Raw genomic sequence first — 15,497 nt, forward strand, 5'->3', positions numbered from 1 at the left:
TGAAATTGTAGATTTGAGCAAATTTTTTCAGCAAATGAATATCCACGAATATCAAGGTAAAGAAATCCTCAAAAGTTTTGGTGTCTCCGTACAGGAAGGCGTAGTTGCAGATACGGTTGAGCAAGCTGTAGAAGCTGCTAAAAAAATGAAAACCGATTATAATTCTGACTGGGTTGTGATTAAAGCACAAATCCATGCTGGAGGAAGAGGTAAAGGCGGAGGTGTTAAACTTGCCAAAAACCTTGATGAGGTAAGAGAAAGGGCAACCGCTATTTTAGGTATGCAATTGGTAACTCCTCAAACTGGTCCGGAAGGAAAGAAAGTGAATAAGATATTGGTTGCTCAGGATGTTTATTACCCTGGAGCATCTGAAACAAAAGAATTTTATGTGAGTGTTTTGTTAAACCGCGCAAGTGGCAGAAACATCATCATGTATTCTACTGAAGGCGGTATGGACATCGAGGAAGTTGCAGAACATACTCCACACTTGATCTTCAAAGAAGAAATCGATCCAAAAGTTGGTCTTCAAGCGTTTCAAGCTCGCAAGGTTGCTTTTAACTTAGGACTTAGTGGTGCTGCTTTCAAAGAAATGGTAAAGTTTGTTACTGCACTCTATAAAGCGTATGACAGCACGGATTCAGCAATGTTTGAGATCAATCCTGTCCTTAAAACCTCTGATGATAAAATAATCGCTGTAGATGCGAAAGTTGACTTAGATGAGAACGCATTGTTCCGTCATCCTGATTATGCAGCGATGCGTGATAAACTGGAAGAAGATCCAACAGATGTGGAAGCTAGTGAATCAAACCTTAACTATGTGAAACTTGACGGAAACGTAGGTTGTATGGTTAACGGAGCTGGTTTAGCAATGGCAACCATGGATATCATTAAAATTGCCGGTGGTGAACCTGCTAACTTCCTGGACGTAGGTGGAACCGCTAATGCACAAACTGTTAAAGCTGGTTTCAACATTATTCTTAAGGACCCTAATGTTAAAGCAATCCTGATCAACATCTTTGGTGGTATTGTACGTTGCGATAGAGTTGCGCAAGGTGTTATTGATGCATACAAAGAAATTGGTGATGTCCCAGTGCCAATCATTTGCCGTCTGCAAGGCACAAACGCTGTAGAAGCAAAGAAATTAATTGATGAGTCTGGACTTAAAGTATACTCTGCAATCGCATTGAAGGATGCTGCAGCTTTAGTTACACAAGTACTAGCATAAACACAAGTCAATACTGCTAATGAACTGGCAGTTTGGTTAAGATCTGAAGAGCTGCATTCGCAGCTCTTTTTTTATAAATATTATTTTTGGGAAATGCCTTAAAAAGAAAAGGCCTACAACTATCCAGTTGTAGGCCTCTCTAACCAAATATAAATTAAACGAGCAATACAAACATAGGAACTTTTTTTTAGAAAAACTACTATTTTATAAAATTGTTGAATAATTATTGGGTTAAATAGCCTATTTATACCTAAATCATTGATATTAAACATCTTTTATTTACAATAAATGATTTTTTATATAGATAATTCAACCAAATCTTGATTAACGCATATAAATCATCCTAGTTTTTCGTCTTTTACACTGTTTTTGACTTTAAGAGTTGAAGTAGAGACAGAATATTCCAGATTAACATTCCATTTATACAGAAATTACAATATTTAATAAAAAATCACTTGGAAAATTGATAATTCTATAGGATTTAGCAATCCTAAATATTTGCATCTGATTCTTCGAGGATTTGATTATTTTTGCCCCGCTCCAGAAAATATCATGATTAAAAGAGAAAAAATACAGCGTCTGTTAGAAACAACAGATTTCGATAGAGAAGTAACCGTAATGGGTTGGGTAAGAACCTTCAGAAACAATCAGTTTATTGCTTTAAACGATGGTTCCTGCATGGGAAACATCCAGATCGTGGTAGACTTTAATAACACCCCGGAGGAACTTCTCAAAAGGATCACCACTGGTGCTGCAATTGCAGTAACAGGAACTATTGTCGAATCCCTTGGGAAAGGTCAACGCGTTGATGTAAAAGCAACTTCCATAGAAATTCTCGGAGATAGTGACCCTGAGAAATTTCCTTTACAGCCTAAGAAGCACAGTCTTGAGTTTCTTAGGGAGATTGCTCACCTGCGCTTCCGCACCAACACCTTTAATGCGGTCTTTAAACTTCGCCATGCACTCGCTTTCGCCATTCATCAATTCTACAACGAAAGAGGTTTTGTCTACATGCATACGCCAATCATCACGGCATCAGATGCAGAGGGTGCTGGAGAAATGTTTAGAGTAACTACATTGGATTTCGACAATGTGCCACGTACCGAAGATGGAAAAGTTGATTACTCACAAGACTTTTTTTCCCGTTCCAGTAACCTAACGGTTTCCGGGCAACTGGAAGGCGAGCTCGCAGCAATGGCTTTTGGTCAGATCTATACTTTCGGACCAACATTCAGAGCAGAGAATTCGAATACTACCCGTCACCTTGCAGAATTCTGGATGATTGAACCAGAAGTTGCTTTTGCAGATCTCGAAGACAATATGCAACTGGCAGAAGATATGCTGAAATATGTGATCGATTATGCCTTAAAAAACTGCAAGGATGAGATAGAATTCTTAAATGGCCGCTTATTGGAAGAAGAGAAGTCTAAGCCTCAGAGTGAACGCTCAGAACTATCGCTTATCGACAAGCTAAACTTCTGCCTGAATAACGATTTCGAGCGTTTAACCTATACTGAAGCTATCGCGATTCTTAAATCTTCTAAACCCAATCAGAAAAAACAATTTAAATATATCATTGATGAGTGGGGAGCGGATCTCCAATCAGAACATGAACGCTTTTTAGTAGAAAAACATTTCAAAAAACCTGTTATTCTTACCGATTATCCTGCGGATATTAAATCCTTTTATATGCGACAAAATGAACCGGATGCTCAAGGCAGAAAAACCGTTGCTGCAATGGATATCCTTTTTCCGGGCATTGGAGAGATCATTGGCGGATCACAGCGTGAAGAACGTCTTGATAGGTTAACCAGTCGCATGGACGAGATGAATATCCCTCAGGATGAACTTTGGTGGTATTTAGACACCAGGAGATTCGGTTCCGCCCCACATGCTGGTTTCGGGCTTGGCTTTGAACGCCTCATCTTATTTGTGAGCGGAATGACCAACATCAGAGATGTAATTGCCTTCCCGCGCTTCCCTAAAAATGCCGAATTTTAATAAAGATGGTTCTATAGTCTTCAGATTTACAGTCTGAAGACTTATTAAAGCTATTTCCGGCTTAGGATTTGCTTAATTTTACATATGCTTATCAAAATATATCCTGAGAATCCAAACCCGAAAGCGATAGAACAGGTCGTAGAGGTATTGAAAAAAGGAGGGATTATCATCTATCCTACCGACACTGTTTATGGCATGGGATGCGACATTACCAATCAAAAAGCTGTAGAAAGGATTTGTAAACTTAGAGGCGTAAAGCCTGAAAAAGCGAACTTCTCTTTTATTTGCTCTGATTTGAGACATATCTCGGATTACATTAAACCAATCGATACCATAGTTTTCAGAGTGCTCAAAAAGGCATTACCTGGACCTTTTACTTTTATTTTCAACGCCAATAACAACGTACCCAAGCTGCTTAGTTCTAACAAAAAGACGGTTGGAATTAGGGTGCCTGATAATGACATTGCCCGAGAAATCGTTTTACAACTCGGAAATCCGATTCTAAGTACCTCCATCCATGATGATGACGATGTCATAGAGTACTCAACAGATCCCGAATTGATACATGAAAAGTATGAAGATAAAGTAGATCTTATTGTTGATGGCGGTTATGGTGATAACGAACCATCAACAGTTGTAGATTGTACTTCCGGTGGCTTTGAAATCATCAGACAAGGAAAAGGTGATCTCGAAAGCATGATTGCCTAGCTAGTAAGCTGTTCTATCTGAGGCTTAAAGTCTTTCATAAAGTTGCGAATACTTCCCTTCAAGTCATTTGCATCTAAACTTTTTACAAAGGCACTTCCGATAATACCGCCACCTGCATACTGACAAGCTTTATCAAAAGTCTCTTTGCTACTGATCCCAAACCCAATAACTGTTGGGTTTTTCAGCTTTAAATCGGCTATTCTGGCAAAATAAGCTTCAGTAGCATCGGATACACTTAAGTTCTGCCCTGTAGTTGCTGACGAAGACAATAGGTAGATAAATCCACTGCTTAAGCCATCAATCTTTTGAATGCGCTCCGGAGAAGTCTGAGGAGTAATCAGAAATATGTTACTTAATCCGTATTGCTCAAATATTGTTGCGTAAAGTTCTTCATACTCTACCATGGGTAAGTCGGGAACAATGCAGCCATCAACCCCTACTTCTGCACAAGATTTACAGAAATTCTCGACCCCGAATTGAAGCATCGGATTTACATAACCCATCAACAAAACTGGAATGCTGACCGTTTTTCTAAGATCTTTCAGCTGTTGAAACAATAACTTCAGGTCCATGCCATTATCCAACGCAATCTTACTGCTTGCCTGTATGATAGGTCCATCAGCAACAGGGTCTGAATAAGGGAAACCTATTTCCAGAAGATCTGCACCTGAACGTTCCAACTCCTCAGCAATCGCAACGGTATCTCCCAGGGATGGATAGCCCGCCGTATAATATATAGACAGGATGTTTTTCTTTTCCTGAAATAACTGTTTTAATCTGCTCATTTTATAAGTTGAAATGTTTCATATAAGTATCCATGTCTTTGTCGCCGCGACCAGAAAGACAAATCACAACATTTTCGCCACCCACAAAAGTCATTTTTTCGAGGTAAGCAAGTGCATGTGCGCTCTCGATTGCTGGAATAATCCCCTCAAGCTGTGTTAATAACAGGCCTGCATCTAAAGATTCATCATCGGTGATCGAAACATATTTTCCCCGGCCAGTTTTGAATAAATGGGCATGCTGGGGACCGATACCAGGATAATCCAGACCAGCGGATACGGAATGTGGCTCGACAACCTGACCATCATGAGTTTGCATGAGGATACTCCGGCTTCCATGCAGCACGCCTTCTTTGCCTAATGAGGTGGTTGCCGCTGAAAAGCCACTGCTAACCCCCTTACCGGCTGCTTCAACAGCTATTAACTTAACGTTCTCATCGTCTAAGAAGTGATAAAACATGCCTAATGCATTGCTACCGCCACCAACACAAGCCAATACATAGTCTGGCTGATCATTGCCGGTCTGCTCGATCAACTGCTTCTTTGTCTCCTCGGAGATAATAGATTGGAACAACCCAACCATATCAGGATAAGGATGCGGACCGACCACTGATCCAATGATGTAGTGGGTATCAATGGGATTATTAATCCAGTCACGCATGGCTTCATTGGTTGCATCTTTCAGCGTTTTACTACCTGAAGTTGCGGGTACAACCCTTGCCCCAAGCATCTTCATTCTTGCAACGTTAGGAGCTTGTCTTTTGATGTCTACCTCACCCATATATACCACGCATTCCAGACCTCTCAAGGCACAAACTGTGGCTGTTGCAACACCATGCTGCCCGGCACCTGTTTCTGCTATAATTCGCTTCTTACCAAGGCGCTCCGCGAGAAGAATCTGACCTACGGTATTGTTAATCTTATGCGCGCCCGTATGATTCAGATCTTCCCTTTTTAGAAAGATGTTAGCATTGTATTTTTCCGAAAGGCGTTTAGCTAGGTATAGAGGTGATGGCCTGCCTACATAATCTTTCAGCAACTGATGAAGCTCCTTTTGAAAGCCTTCATCGTTTATGATTTTTAAGTAATTAAGTCTAAGCTCCTCTACATTTGGATACAGCATTTCAGGGATATATGCTCCTCCGAAATCTCCGTAATAACCCTTTTCATTCACAAAATAACTCATAGCTGTTTCTTAAATTCATCTAATTTATTAATATCTTTCATACCAGGCTCCAGCTCGAACTTACTGTTTACGTCCACTGCAAAAAGCCGTTTATCGTCTATCTTTTTTAATGACTCCAGACTCTCCAAACCAATTCCTCCGCTGAGGAAGTAAGGATTATCGAGTGTATACCTTTTCAATAAGTCCCAGTTAAAATGCTGGCCTGAGCCGCCATATTCAGAGGTTTGCGTATCAAAAAGAAAGTAATCCACAGCGGCTTGATAGTTATCAAGCGCTGAAAAATTAAACTTTTCGTCTACTCCAAAAGCCTTCATTATTTTGACATCACTACCTGCAAGTTGCTGTTTTAAAGCTACCACATAATTGGCCGACTCATCTCCATGCAATTGCAGTAAGTTCAGGTGATAACGTTCCGCAATTTGAACTACTTCTATCAGATCATGGTTAACAAACACCCCTACCTTCGCGATGTTTTCAGGTAATTGCGAAAGCACTAGAGGATCAAGCCCGCCAACAAACCTTTTTGAATAGGGATAGAAGATGAAGCCCATGAAATCTGGTCTCAACAGGCTCACCTCCCGAATATTTTCGGAATCTCTCATCCCACATATTTTCAGTTTAATCCTCATTAGTCTAGCAATGTTTTAAAGCTCTGCAATGCTTTTTTAGTCATCAGAGATTCTTCTGCCTCGTAGAAGCAATCGCCAAATGTTTTACTATCATCGATGGTGTTTATAGCAAGGGCCGCATTGCAAAGCACCACATTTTGCTGGGCAGCAGTGCCAGTTCCATTCAATACTTCCATAAAAATCTTCGCTGATGATTCTACGGTATCGCCACCTTTAATGTCGTTTTCGCTGATCAATTCAAATCCAAGGCTTGAAACTGTTCTAAATGACTCGCCGGTTTTAGTAAAAGTTTTAAAATCACAGGTTAATGAGATTTCATCAAAGCCATCCACCGCATGGAGAATGGTGTAGTTTTTATCAGTATCCTGATACAGATAAGCATATAAGCGGGCCAACTCAAGAGAAAACACACCTACGATCTGATTTTTAGGCTGAGCAGGATTTACCATTGGGCCCAGCATGTTAAAAAAGGTTTTTACACCAAGCTCTTTTCTGATCGGGGCAACAGTTTTCATAGCGGGATTAAATAACGGCGCGTGGATAAAACAAATCCCTGCGCTATCTAAGCTTCGCTTCAATTGATCCTGATCGTTGGTAAATTTATATCCAACATACTCCATCACATTAGATGAGCCGCAGCCAGAAGAAACACCGTAGTTACCATGCTTGGCTACTTTGTATCCTGCTCCCGAAACGATGAACGATGCAAGTGTAGAGATATTGAAAGTATCCTTTCCATCCCCCCCGGTTCCGCATAGATCAACCAATTCATAATCTGAAAAATCTACTTTCAAACAAAGGTCAAGCATGGCATCTCTGAAACCTTGCAACTCTGCAACAGTAATATTTCGCATACCAAAGGCAGTGATGAATGCTGCGATCTGAGAAGTATTGAATTCACCCAAAGCAATTGAGGTTAGAATCTTCTGGGATTCAGTCCTGCTAAATGTTTTATTTTCAAATAAGTGGCTAAGTATTTTTTTCATGCTTAAACTTCTGAACGATAATTTATGAAATGCGCTAAAACAAAAAAGGCTGCCTTATAGCAACCCTGAAATATTATTATAAAAAATAAAATGTTCAAAATAGGGTTACACTATGCTTGCGCATTGTGCCACCACCAGTTATTAAGTCCATTCGTTAGTATCATTGTAAGGCAAATATGGAGTTGTTTTTGCAAAGCAACAAATGTTTCCTCAAAAAATTACAATTAATTGCGTTTAATAAAAGTAAGTGCGTAGTCGTAAAGATCATTAAAGCGAAAGATCATTTGAGTGATCATACCGACATGCTTTTTGTTCTTTATTACATGCATTTCCTGAGGAACTTTCTGTTCCAGTAGCAATTTGTTTAACCGTTCAGTTTGAATTTGAATTGCAGGATAAGTCTTCTCTCCGTAAAACAGCAGGTGCGGATTATGTACGTTGGATACATAGTTTAAAGGTGAACCTTTTGTCCAGGTTTCCTGATCTTTAGTGAAAGTCCTTAGGAAATCGAAGTAATTATTGTCTTTCTCCGCCTGAGTCAGGTACTCCCGCATATCCAGGCCAAAGGGATCATTCAAGATGACACCTCTTATAGGATTAGCAATTGCAAGGGCCTTAAAATATTGTGGATCCGAATTGATGAGCTCGGCTAAATGTGCCCCTGCTGAGTGTCCCATCAAGTAAATCCGCTTTGGGTTACCGCCATATTCAGAGATATGGTTAACTACCCATTTAACGGCGGTTGCACAATCATTAGCCATCTGCCCATATTGATTATCGGGAGCTAGTCCGTAGTTAATTGTCACGGCGACCACCCCCTTTCTGGCAAAGTTTCTGCCCAGCCACCAGTAAATATCTTTCTTACCACTGCTCCATGAACCACCATGAACGAATATCAATACATCCTGTGCGGTGTCAACTTTAGCTTTATGATAGATATCCAGCTGACGCCGAACGTCATTTACTGAACTGCTGTAATTAATATTCTTCTCGACTTTAACTTTTGCAAGCACCACCAAAGGCATCCCAAGAAAAGCTAGCCACATCAAAGCAAGTTTCATTTTATCTTATTAAGGCGTTTTTTTCTTTTGTAAAGTGATCGAACACCAGTTTATCTGCCAAGCCCGGCAACAATTTATTTAGCCATACCGTAAGCTTCCCTTGTCCGGTAATGACAAGAGTCCGTTTTCTGTTTGCTATTCCATTCGCCATTAGAACCGCTACTTCTTCAGCTGTCATCATCTTACCTTCATCCATACTGGTCTCTCCATGAGAACTTCCATCTTCTGACAATGCTGCAACGCGAATGTTGGAAGTAGTAAAGCCCGGACAAGCAACCATTACATGCACGCCAGTTTTCAATAGCTCTGTTCTCAGTGATTCCATAAAGCCATTCATCGCAAACTTAGAAGCAGAATAACCGGTTCGGCCAGGTAAGCCACGATAGCCTGCAATTGAAGATACGCCAATGATACTGCCTTTGGTTTTTAGAATTTCAGTTAACGCATATTTGCTACAATACACCGTTCCCCAGAAGTTAACGTCCATCAGGTTCTTTAACACGCTGAGGTCAACATCCTGAAATAGTGCCCTCATAGATAATCCTGCGTTGTTGATCAATACATCAATTTGGCCGAACGTAGCAACCGCCTGGTTGATCAAATGTGCACAGTCTTCTTCTTTACTTACGTCTGCCTGAACTGCAACTGCTTTGATGCCATATTGCTTCTCCAGCTGGGCGGTGATCTCGCAAAGGGTAACGTATTGTCTTGCGGCAAGTACCAAATTAGCACCACGCTTCGCAAATTCCTCAGCACAGGCTTTTCCGATACCGGATGATGCACCGGTAATAATGACAACTTTATGCTTAAAGTTCATATAAACTATCTGATTAGTGAGTTTTCGTAGGGAATTCGCGTGACGATAGACCTTCCCAAAGTGATTTCATCAGCATATTCCAGCTCACCTCCAAAGGCAATCCCTCTTGCAATGGTAGTAATTGGAATCTGATATTCTTTTAGTCTTTTATAGAGGTAAAAAAGTGTGGTATCCCCTTCCATTGTTGCGCTTAATGCCAATATCACTTCCTTCACTGGTGTTGTTGCCACGCGCTGTACTAGGGAGTCAATGAAAAGATCCGTTGGGCCTATTCCATCCATAGGAGAAATCAGTCCGCCCAATACGTGGTAAACGCCAAAATATTGTGATGTGTTTTCAACTGCCATCACGTCCCTTGTATCTTCTACTACACATATAACCTCTCTGTCACGTTTATTGGCGGTACAGATCTCACAGGTGTTGTGATCGGAAATGTTATGGCAAATTACACAGTGCTTAATTTCGTTCCTAAGCCGGATGATCGAATTGCCAAAATGAGCTACTTCTTCGGTTTCCTTGTTCAGTAAATGCAACACCAAACGAAGGGCAGTCTTTTGTCCTATCCCTGGTAATTTAGCAAATTCACTAACTGCGTCTTCAAGTAATTTGGAAGAAAAGTTCATCTTACAAACTTAAATAAAAGTGCTTAAGCATTTCCATGTGCCTTTAAAATTATTTTGGTACCTTCTCCGTTTCACCGTTTCATTTCTTACATTTAACCGCTAAAAACATACTATGAGTCCGGCTATCCTGTTATCTTTTCTCATCGGTTACTTTCTCATTCTGATAATTATCGCATTTGCGACATCAAGAAAGTCATCTGATAACTCTACCTTTTTTATTGCCAACAGAAACTCGAAATGGTACCTGGTAGCGTTCGGAATGATTGGTACCGCACTCTCAGGCGTCACCTTTATTTCTGTCCCGGGCGAGGTAGGTTCACCTGCAGGAAATCAGTTTCAGTATTTTCAGTTCATTATAGGTAACGCGATTGGGTTCATCATCATAGCCACAGTACTTCTTCCTCTTTATTACAGAATGAAGCTGACGTCTATTTATAGTTATATCGAACAGCGGCTCGGCTTTTACAGTTATAAAACCGCAGCATTCATATTCCTGATCAGCAGAACCATCGGTTCTGCCTTCAGACTTTACCTGGTAGTCATTGTTTTACAACGCTTTATTTTCGACAGTTACGGGGTTCCGTTTTGGGCTACTGTAATGATTTCCTTAGTATTGATCTGGTCATACACCTTCAAAGGAGGGTTAAAGACAATTATTATAACAGATACACTCCAAACATTTTTCCTGGTGCTATCAGTATTCCTTACCCTCTATTTTATCTGTAGCAGTCTGAACCTGAATATTCCAGAAACTTTTGAAACGATAAAGAATAGCGGGTATGCCAAGGTGTTCTTCTATGAAGACTTCCTGACGAGCAACTTCCATTTTAGCAAACAGCTATTGGGGGGGATTTTTGTGACCATTGCAATGACAGGACTGGATCAGGACCTGATGCAAAAGAACCTGAGCATGAAAACCATTGGCGAGGCACAAAAGAACATGTTTACATTTACAGCAGTATTCGTTGTATTGAATATCTTTTTCCTTAGCGTGGGCGCTTTACTATACATTTTTGCTGCTAAAAACGGCATTGAAATCCCACTCGATCATATAACGGGAAAACCACGAACTGACTTTCTGTTCCCTGAAATTGCATTTAATCACCTGACCTTGATCCCAGGGATTGTTTTTATGCTCGGCTTAACGGCGGCTACTTTTGCGACGACGGATTCTGCACTTACTGCGTTGACTACTTCGTTCTGCGTAGATTTTCTACAGATGGACAAGGGTAATGACACCAATTCAAAGGCATCTGTTAACAAGAGACATTTAGTACATGTTGGCTTTTCCATACTCATGTTTTTAGTGATCATTGTGTTTAACACAATAAATGACGAATCGGTAGTGAAGGGGATATTTCGGGTGGCCTCTTATACCTACGGCCCCCTCTTAGGGCTTTACAGCTTCGGCTTGTTTGTCAGAAATCGTGGCCTGCATGATAAATTAGTGCCTTTTATCTGCCTTATTTCGCCTGCAATTTGTTACGTACTCAATGAATATTCGGCACAATTATTAGGAGGATACAAGTTTAGTGTAGAACTGATTCTGGTTAATGGTATGATCACCTTTATTGGATTATTACTGATCAGTAAGAAAACAGATTTGCAAACCAAATTTTAGAAGAGCAAAAGAATGACTAGTGAAGAGAAAATAAGAAGTGCGTTTGAAAACAAAAACTGGCAGGAGATTAAGGTTACAGATTCCTGGCAGATCTTTAAAATTATGGCTGAGTTTGTTGACGGGTTTGAAAAACTTGCTAAAATCGGCCCATGCGTATCCATTTTCGGTTCAGCAAGAACTGCAGAAACAAACAAGTATTATGAAATTGCAGTTCAATGTGGTAAGCTGCTTACTGATCGTGGCTACGGCGTGATTACAGGCGGCGGACCGGGTATCATGGAAGCCGGAAACAAAGGCGCACACATGAATGGCGGGAAATCTGTGGGCTTGAACATTGAGCTCCCTTTTGAACAATTTCATAATAAATACATTGACCATAATAAGCTGTTGGAGTTTGATTATTTCTTCATCCGAAAAGTGATGTTTATGAAATATTCACAAGGCTTTATCGTGTTACCTGGCGGTATGGGAACAATGGACGAGCTTTTTGAAGCGATCACGCTCATTCAAACCGGTAAAATAGCAAGGTTCCCAATTGTACTAGTGGGCAAAGAATACTGGAGTGGCTTGGTAGACTGGATCACTAAGACCATGCTGCATGCAGAGCACAATATCCATGAAGAAGATTTGAACTTGTTTAGACTTGTTGATACTGCAGAAGAAGCAACAGAACATATCTTCAGGTTCTACGAGAAATACGTACTGAAACCGAATTTTTAAGTGTTAGAAAAGGGCACAACTTCCAGGTGCTAGAAATGGGTAACGCCGCCTGAAACAACAAGTTTCATTGCGTCTGCTGCACTCATGTCTAAAGCTTTGATCCTTTCGTTTTTAACGACGTAAACTTGTCCGGCGAAAGAGTAAGAGAACGGAAAATAAACGATTGATTCTCCAGGCAGCCCAATGGAAGCAAGATCACTTTGCGTTAAAAAACCTATCCGTTTCATTTCACCTTCTACTTCAACGATGACTGGGGCATTAAACTTTTTCTCATCACCTACAAAGGCTTCTGTGAGGTCTTTTATCGAGGAATAAATAAACTTTACGATGGGCAACCTATTCATTATTCGCTGAAACCAGTTGTACATTGGTTCAGTAACGAAGTAAGTCACAAAAATACCTGCTGTGAGGACGATTGCTAACACCAGGGCCAGGCCGAGTCCAGGTATATTTCTGCTCGCACCGGTGTGCGGATCAACCCCTAAGATGTTGTTGACGTTTAACCAACTATCCACGGTAGTGACCGACCAGATTACAATTAATACACTTAATGCAATCGGCAAAACGATCAACAATCCTTTGATCATGTAATTTACAAATGCCCTGCCGATCTTGTTCATGCTGCAAACTTAGAAAAAATTAAGCCGCTTAGCTGTTTTAAGGAGAAAATCGCTTGTCTTACTCGTAAAAATAGACACGTTTAACCCTTTGAGAAATGTTAGTCAATATTTCATAAGGGATGGTATCTATTTGATTAGCCAACTCTGCTATTGGAAGCTCAGAATTAAAAACAATCACTTCGTCACCTATTTTCACGTCTAAACCGGTTACATCAAGCATGCACATATCCATGCAAATCACACCAACAGTGCTTACCCGCTTCCCGTTTATAATCATTTTACCCACTCCATTTCCAAATTGACGGTTGTAGCCATCCGCATAACCTATTTTAACCGTTGCAATCTCTCCTCCACCGGGCAGCACACCCTTGCGACTATAGCCAACGGTCTCATTGGCCTTTAGCTTCTTTACCTGTGTGACGGTCGTTTTGAGCACAGCGACTGTTTTAAGACCTTGATTGTTTACAAGGCTGCCATCAAAACCATATAATCCGATTCCAATTCTCACCATATCAAGTTGAGCATGGGTATGCCTTGTGATTCCAGAAGTATTTGAAATATGCCTGATAAATGGATATCCCAGCGTTTCTTCAATGACCTTGGCCATATCCAGAAACCTGCCCAACTGGTAGGTTGAAAATTCATCCAGAATAGCGTTGTCGCTCCCAACAAAATGCGAGAATACGGAAATCACTTTCAGCTTTTTGGTTTCGCCTATTGTGCGTAAGAGATCTTGCAGATCTGGCTCTTCAAACCCTAAACGATGCATTCCGGTATCAAGCTTCAGGTGGATAGGGTAATCGTATTCGTTGTCATTAAGATAGCTACCAAAGCTTTTCAAAATCTCTAAGCTGTAAATTTCAGGCTCCAGGTTATGTTTAATGATCGCATCGAAGCCTGAAGGTTCCGGACTCATGACCATAATTGGCATCGTAATGCCTGCTGTTCTAAGTGATACCCCTTCATCGGTATAGGCTACTGCCAGGTAATCCACTTTATGGTATTGAAGCAGGTTGGCAATCTCGAAACTTCCGCTGCCATACGAGAATGCCTTAACCATTGCCATTACCTTTACACCTGGCTTGAGTTTGTTTTTATAAAACTGGAGATTACCAGACAAAGCGTTCAGATCAATTTCGAGAACGGTATCATGGATCTTTTGTGTGATTAATTTACTGATCCGCTCAAACTCAAACTTACGCGCACCCTTAACTAGAATAGTCTCATTGTTAAAGTGTAGCGCAGGAAAATTCTGAATGAACGACTGAGTATCTTCAAAGAAAGTTTTCTCAAGATCGAAGAGCTCCGCCGAGCCAGAGATATTCGGACCGATTCCAATTAAACGGTTTAAGTTTTTCTGTTTAAGGAGCGCCGATATCTCAGTATACAGCACCTCGTTGGTCTTACCGGTTTCTACGAGATCCGATAAGATTAACGTTTTTTTTGCGTGTTGATTCTGAAGGTTTAAAAAGTCAAGTGCAATTGCTAATGAAGAGGTATCTGCACTGTAAGAATCGTCTATCACAGAGCATTGATTAATACCTGTCTTTAGTTCTAGCCTCATGCTAACCCGGCTTAACTTTTCTAATCTGGCATCAGCCTCTTTTCCGGTATATCCCAGTGCCAACAAGGTGGCCCAACAAATGATACCATTTTCAACAGAGGCCTGGTCCCGGAAAGGTATCAAACATTCGATCTCTTCGTGTTTATACAAAGCCCTTACATAACATTTCCCCTCGATGGGTTCGATGAAAAGAATTTGTAGATCAGCTTTTTCTTTCAAGCTCCAGGAAAACTGGACTTTACCAGGAAGGTCTTTAGAAGTAAGTCCCGTTGTATAATCCGCACTGTAGATTAATAATTCTGCGTCGGTAAAGAGTCTTAGTTTTTCTTTCAGCTTTTCCAGGTGGGAAGAGAAACCTTCAGCATGGGCCTCCCCGATGTTCGTTAGAATTCCTATCGTTGGCTTGATGATCTGGGCCAGACTATCCATCTCCCCGGTTCTGGAAATACCGGCTTCAAAGATACCCAGGGTATGTTCTTCTTCAATTTGCCACACTGAAAGAGGCACTCCGATTTGAGAATTGAAGCTTTTGGGACTTTTAACAATGTTGAAATCACTTGCCAGCAGTTGATAAAGCCATTCTTTAACTATCGTCTTTCCATTGCTACCGGTGATTGCCATTACCTTAAGGTCAAACTGACTTCTATTGTAGGCTGATAGCTTTTGAAGTGAAAGCAGTACATCTGATACAATGAGCAGGTTGACATCTTCGTACGTTTCAACAGATCTGATTTCAGTGATGACGAAGTTTCGAATTCCATTAGCATAGGCATCAGCAACGTACATATGGCCGTCTCTTTGTGCCTTTAAGGCAAAAAACAAGGATTCAGCTGGGTCTATTACGCTTCTGCTGTCGGTCACCAGCTGACTGATCACCGCTTTTGAATCAGCAAAAACAGGGGCTGCCTCTAAAATTTTTGCTATAAGAGCAATCGAATAACTGGCGTGACTCAT

The 15,497-nt window shown here is 40.8% G+C and carries 14 protein-coding genes; 5 read left to right on the forward strand and 9 right to left on the reverse strand.

The window, feature by feature from the left end:
* Positions 1-34 precede the first annotated feature (34 nt).
* The 3 genes from sucC (at position 35) to WKF66_RS07115 (ending at position 3,934) form a co-directional block, all read left to right on the forward strand.
* On the forward strand, positions 35-1,225 hold the full coding sequence (sucC, locus tag WKF66_RS07105; protein ID WP_489673731.1) for an ADP-forming succinate--CoA ligase subunit beta: 1,191 nt from the start codon (positions 35-37) through the stop codon (positions 1,223-1,225).
* Positions 1,226-1,777: 552 nt separating this feature from the next.
* Complete coding sequence (gene asnS, locus WKF66_RS07110; RefSeq protein WP_489673732.1) at positions 1,778-3,226, forward strand: asparagine--tRNA ligase; 1,449 nt, start codon at positions 1,778-1,780, stop codon at positions 3,224-3,226.
* A gap of 84 nt (positions 3,227-3,310) precedes the next feature.
* A complete protein-coding gene (locus WKF66_RS07115; RefSeq protein ID WP_489673733.1) occupies positions 3,311-3,934 on the forward strand; it encodes an L-threonylcarbamoyladenylate synthase in 624 nt (207 codons plus the stop codon).
* On the opposite strand, the gene trpA is transcribed toward WKF66_RS07115, so the two are convergent.
* From trpA to recR, 7 genes are all read right to left on the reverse strand, one after another.
* Positions 3,931-4,719 carry a tryptophan synthase subunit alpha gene (gene trpA / locus WKF66_RS07120; protein WP_489673734.1) on the reverse strand — a complete coding sequence of 263 codons (789 nt, stop codon included), beginning with the start codon at positions 4,717-4,719 and terminating at the stop codon, positions 3,931-3,933. The genes WKF66_RS07115 and trpA overlap by 4 nt on opposite strands.
* 1 nt (position 4,720) lies before the next feature.
* Positions 4,721-5,902, reverse strand: a complete 1,182-nt coding sequence (gene trpB, locus WKF66_RS07125; RefSeq protein ID WP_489673735.1) for a tryptophan synthase subunit beta — start codon at positions 5,900-5,902, stop codon at positions 4,721-4,723.
* Positions 5,899-6,504, reverse strand: coding sequence for a phosphoribosylanthranilate isomerase (locus WKF66_RS07130; protein ID WP_489673736.1), 606 nt, complete (start codon positions 6,502-6,504; stop codon positions 5,899-5,901). Before WKF66_RS07130 ends, trpB begins: the two co-directional genes overlap by 4 nt.
* Positions 6,505-6,530: 26 nt before the next feature.
* Positions 6,531-7,517: an anthranilate phosphoribosyltransferase gene (gene trpD / locus WKF66_RS07135; protein ID WP_489673737.1), complete on the reverse strand. Its 987-nt coding sequence runs from the start codon at positions 7,515-7,517 to the stop codon at positions 6,531-6,533.
* Between the two features lie 224 nt (positions 7,518-7,741).
* Positions 7,742-8,578: an alpha/beta hydrolase gene (locus tag WKF66_RS07140; RefSeq protein WP_489673738.1), complete on the reverse strand. Its 837-nt coding sequence runs from the start codon at positions 8,576-8,578 to the stop codon at positions 7,742-7,744.
* A gap of 1 nt (position 8,579) precedes the next feature.
* Positions 8,580-9,395: an SDR family oxidoreductase gene (locus WKF66_RS07145; RefSeq protein WP_489673739.1), complete on the reverse strand. Its 816-nt coding sequence runs from the start codon at positions 9,393-9,395 to the stop codon at positions 8,580-8,582.
* A 5-nt stretch (positions 9,396-9,400) separates the two neighbouring features.
* A complete protein-coding gene (recR, locus tag WKF66_RS07150; RefSeq protein ID WP_489673740.1) occupies positions 9,401-10,018 on the reverse strand; it encodes a recombination mediator RecR in 618 nt (205 codons plus the stop codon).
* Positions 10,019-10,130: 112 nt separating this feature from the next.
* On the opposite strand from recR, the gene WKF66_RS07155 reads away from it, so the two are divergent.
* Together WKF66_RS07155 and WKF66_RS07160 are read left to right on the forward strand one after the other, a co-directional pair.
* Positions 10,131-11,639 carry a sodium:solute symporter gene (locus WKF66_RS07155; RefSeq protein ID WP_489673741.1) on the forward strand — a complete coding sequence of 503 codons (1,509 nt, stop codon included), beginning with the start codon at positions 10,131-10,133 and terminating at the stop codon, positions 11,637-11,639.
* Between the two features lie 12 nt (positions 11,640-11,651).
* The gene (locus tag WKF66_RS07160; RefSeq protein ID WP_489673742.1) at positions 11,652-12,359 is read left to right on the forward strand and encodes an LOG family protein; all 708 of its coding nucleotides are present in this window, start codon (positions 11,652-11,654) and stop codon (positions 12,357-12,359) included.
* Positions 12,360-12,388: 29 nt separating this feature from the next.
* On the opposite strand, the gene WKF66_RS07165 is transcribed toward WKF66_RS07160, so the two are convergent.
* Together WKF66_RS07165 and WKF66_RS07170 are read right to left on the reverse strand one after the other, a co-directional pair.
* On the reverse strand, positions 12,389-12,979 hold the full coding sequence (locus WKF66_RS07165; protein WP_489673743.1) for a DUF502 domain-containing protein: 591 nt from the start codon (positions 12,977-12,979) through the stop codon (positions 12,389-12,391).
* Positions 12,980-13,037: 58 nt separating this feature from the next.
* Entirely contained in the window at positions 13,038-15,497 is a 2,460-nt protein-coding gene (locus WKF66_RS07170) for a bifunctional UDP-N-acetylmuramoyl-tripeptide:D-alanyl-D-alanine ligase/alanine racemase (protein ID WP_489673744.1), read from the reverse strand.

Origin of the sequence: Pedobacter sp. (genome assembly GCF_037719805.1) — a bacterium.
Taxonomy (GTDB): Bacteria; Bacteroidota; Bacteroidia; order Sphingobacteriales; family Sphingobacteriaceae; genus Pedobacter.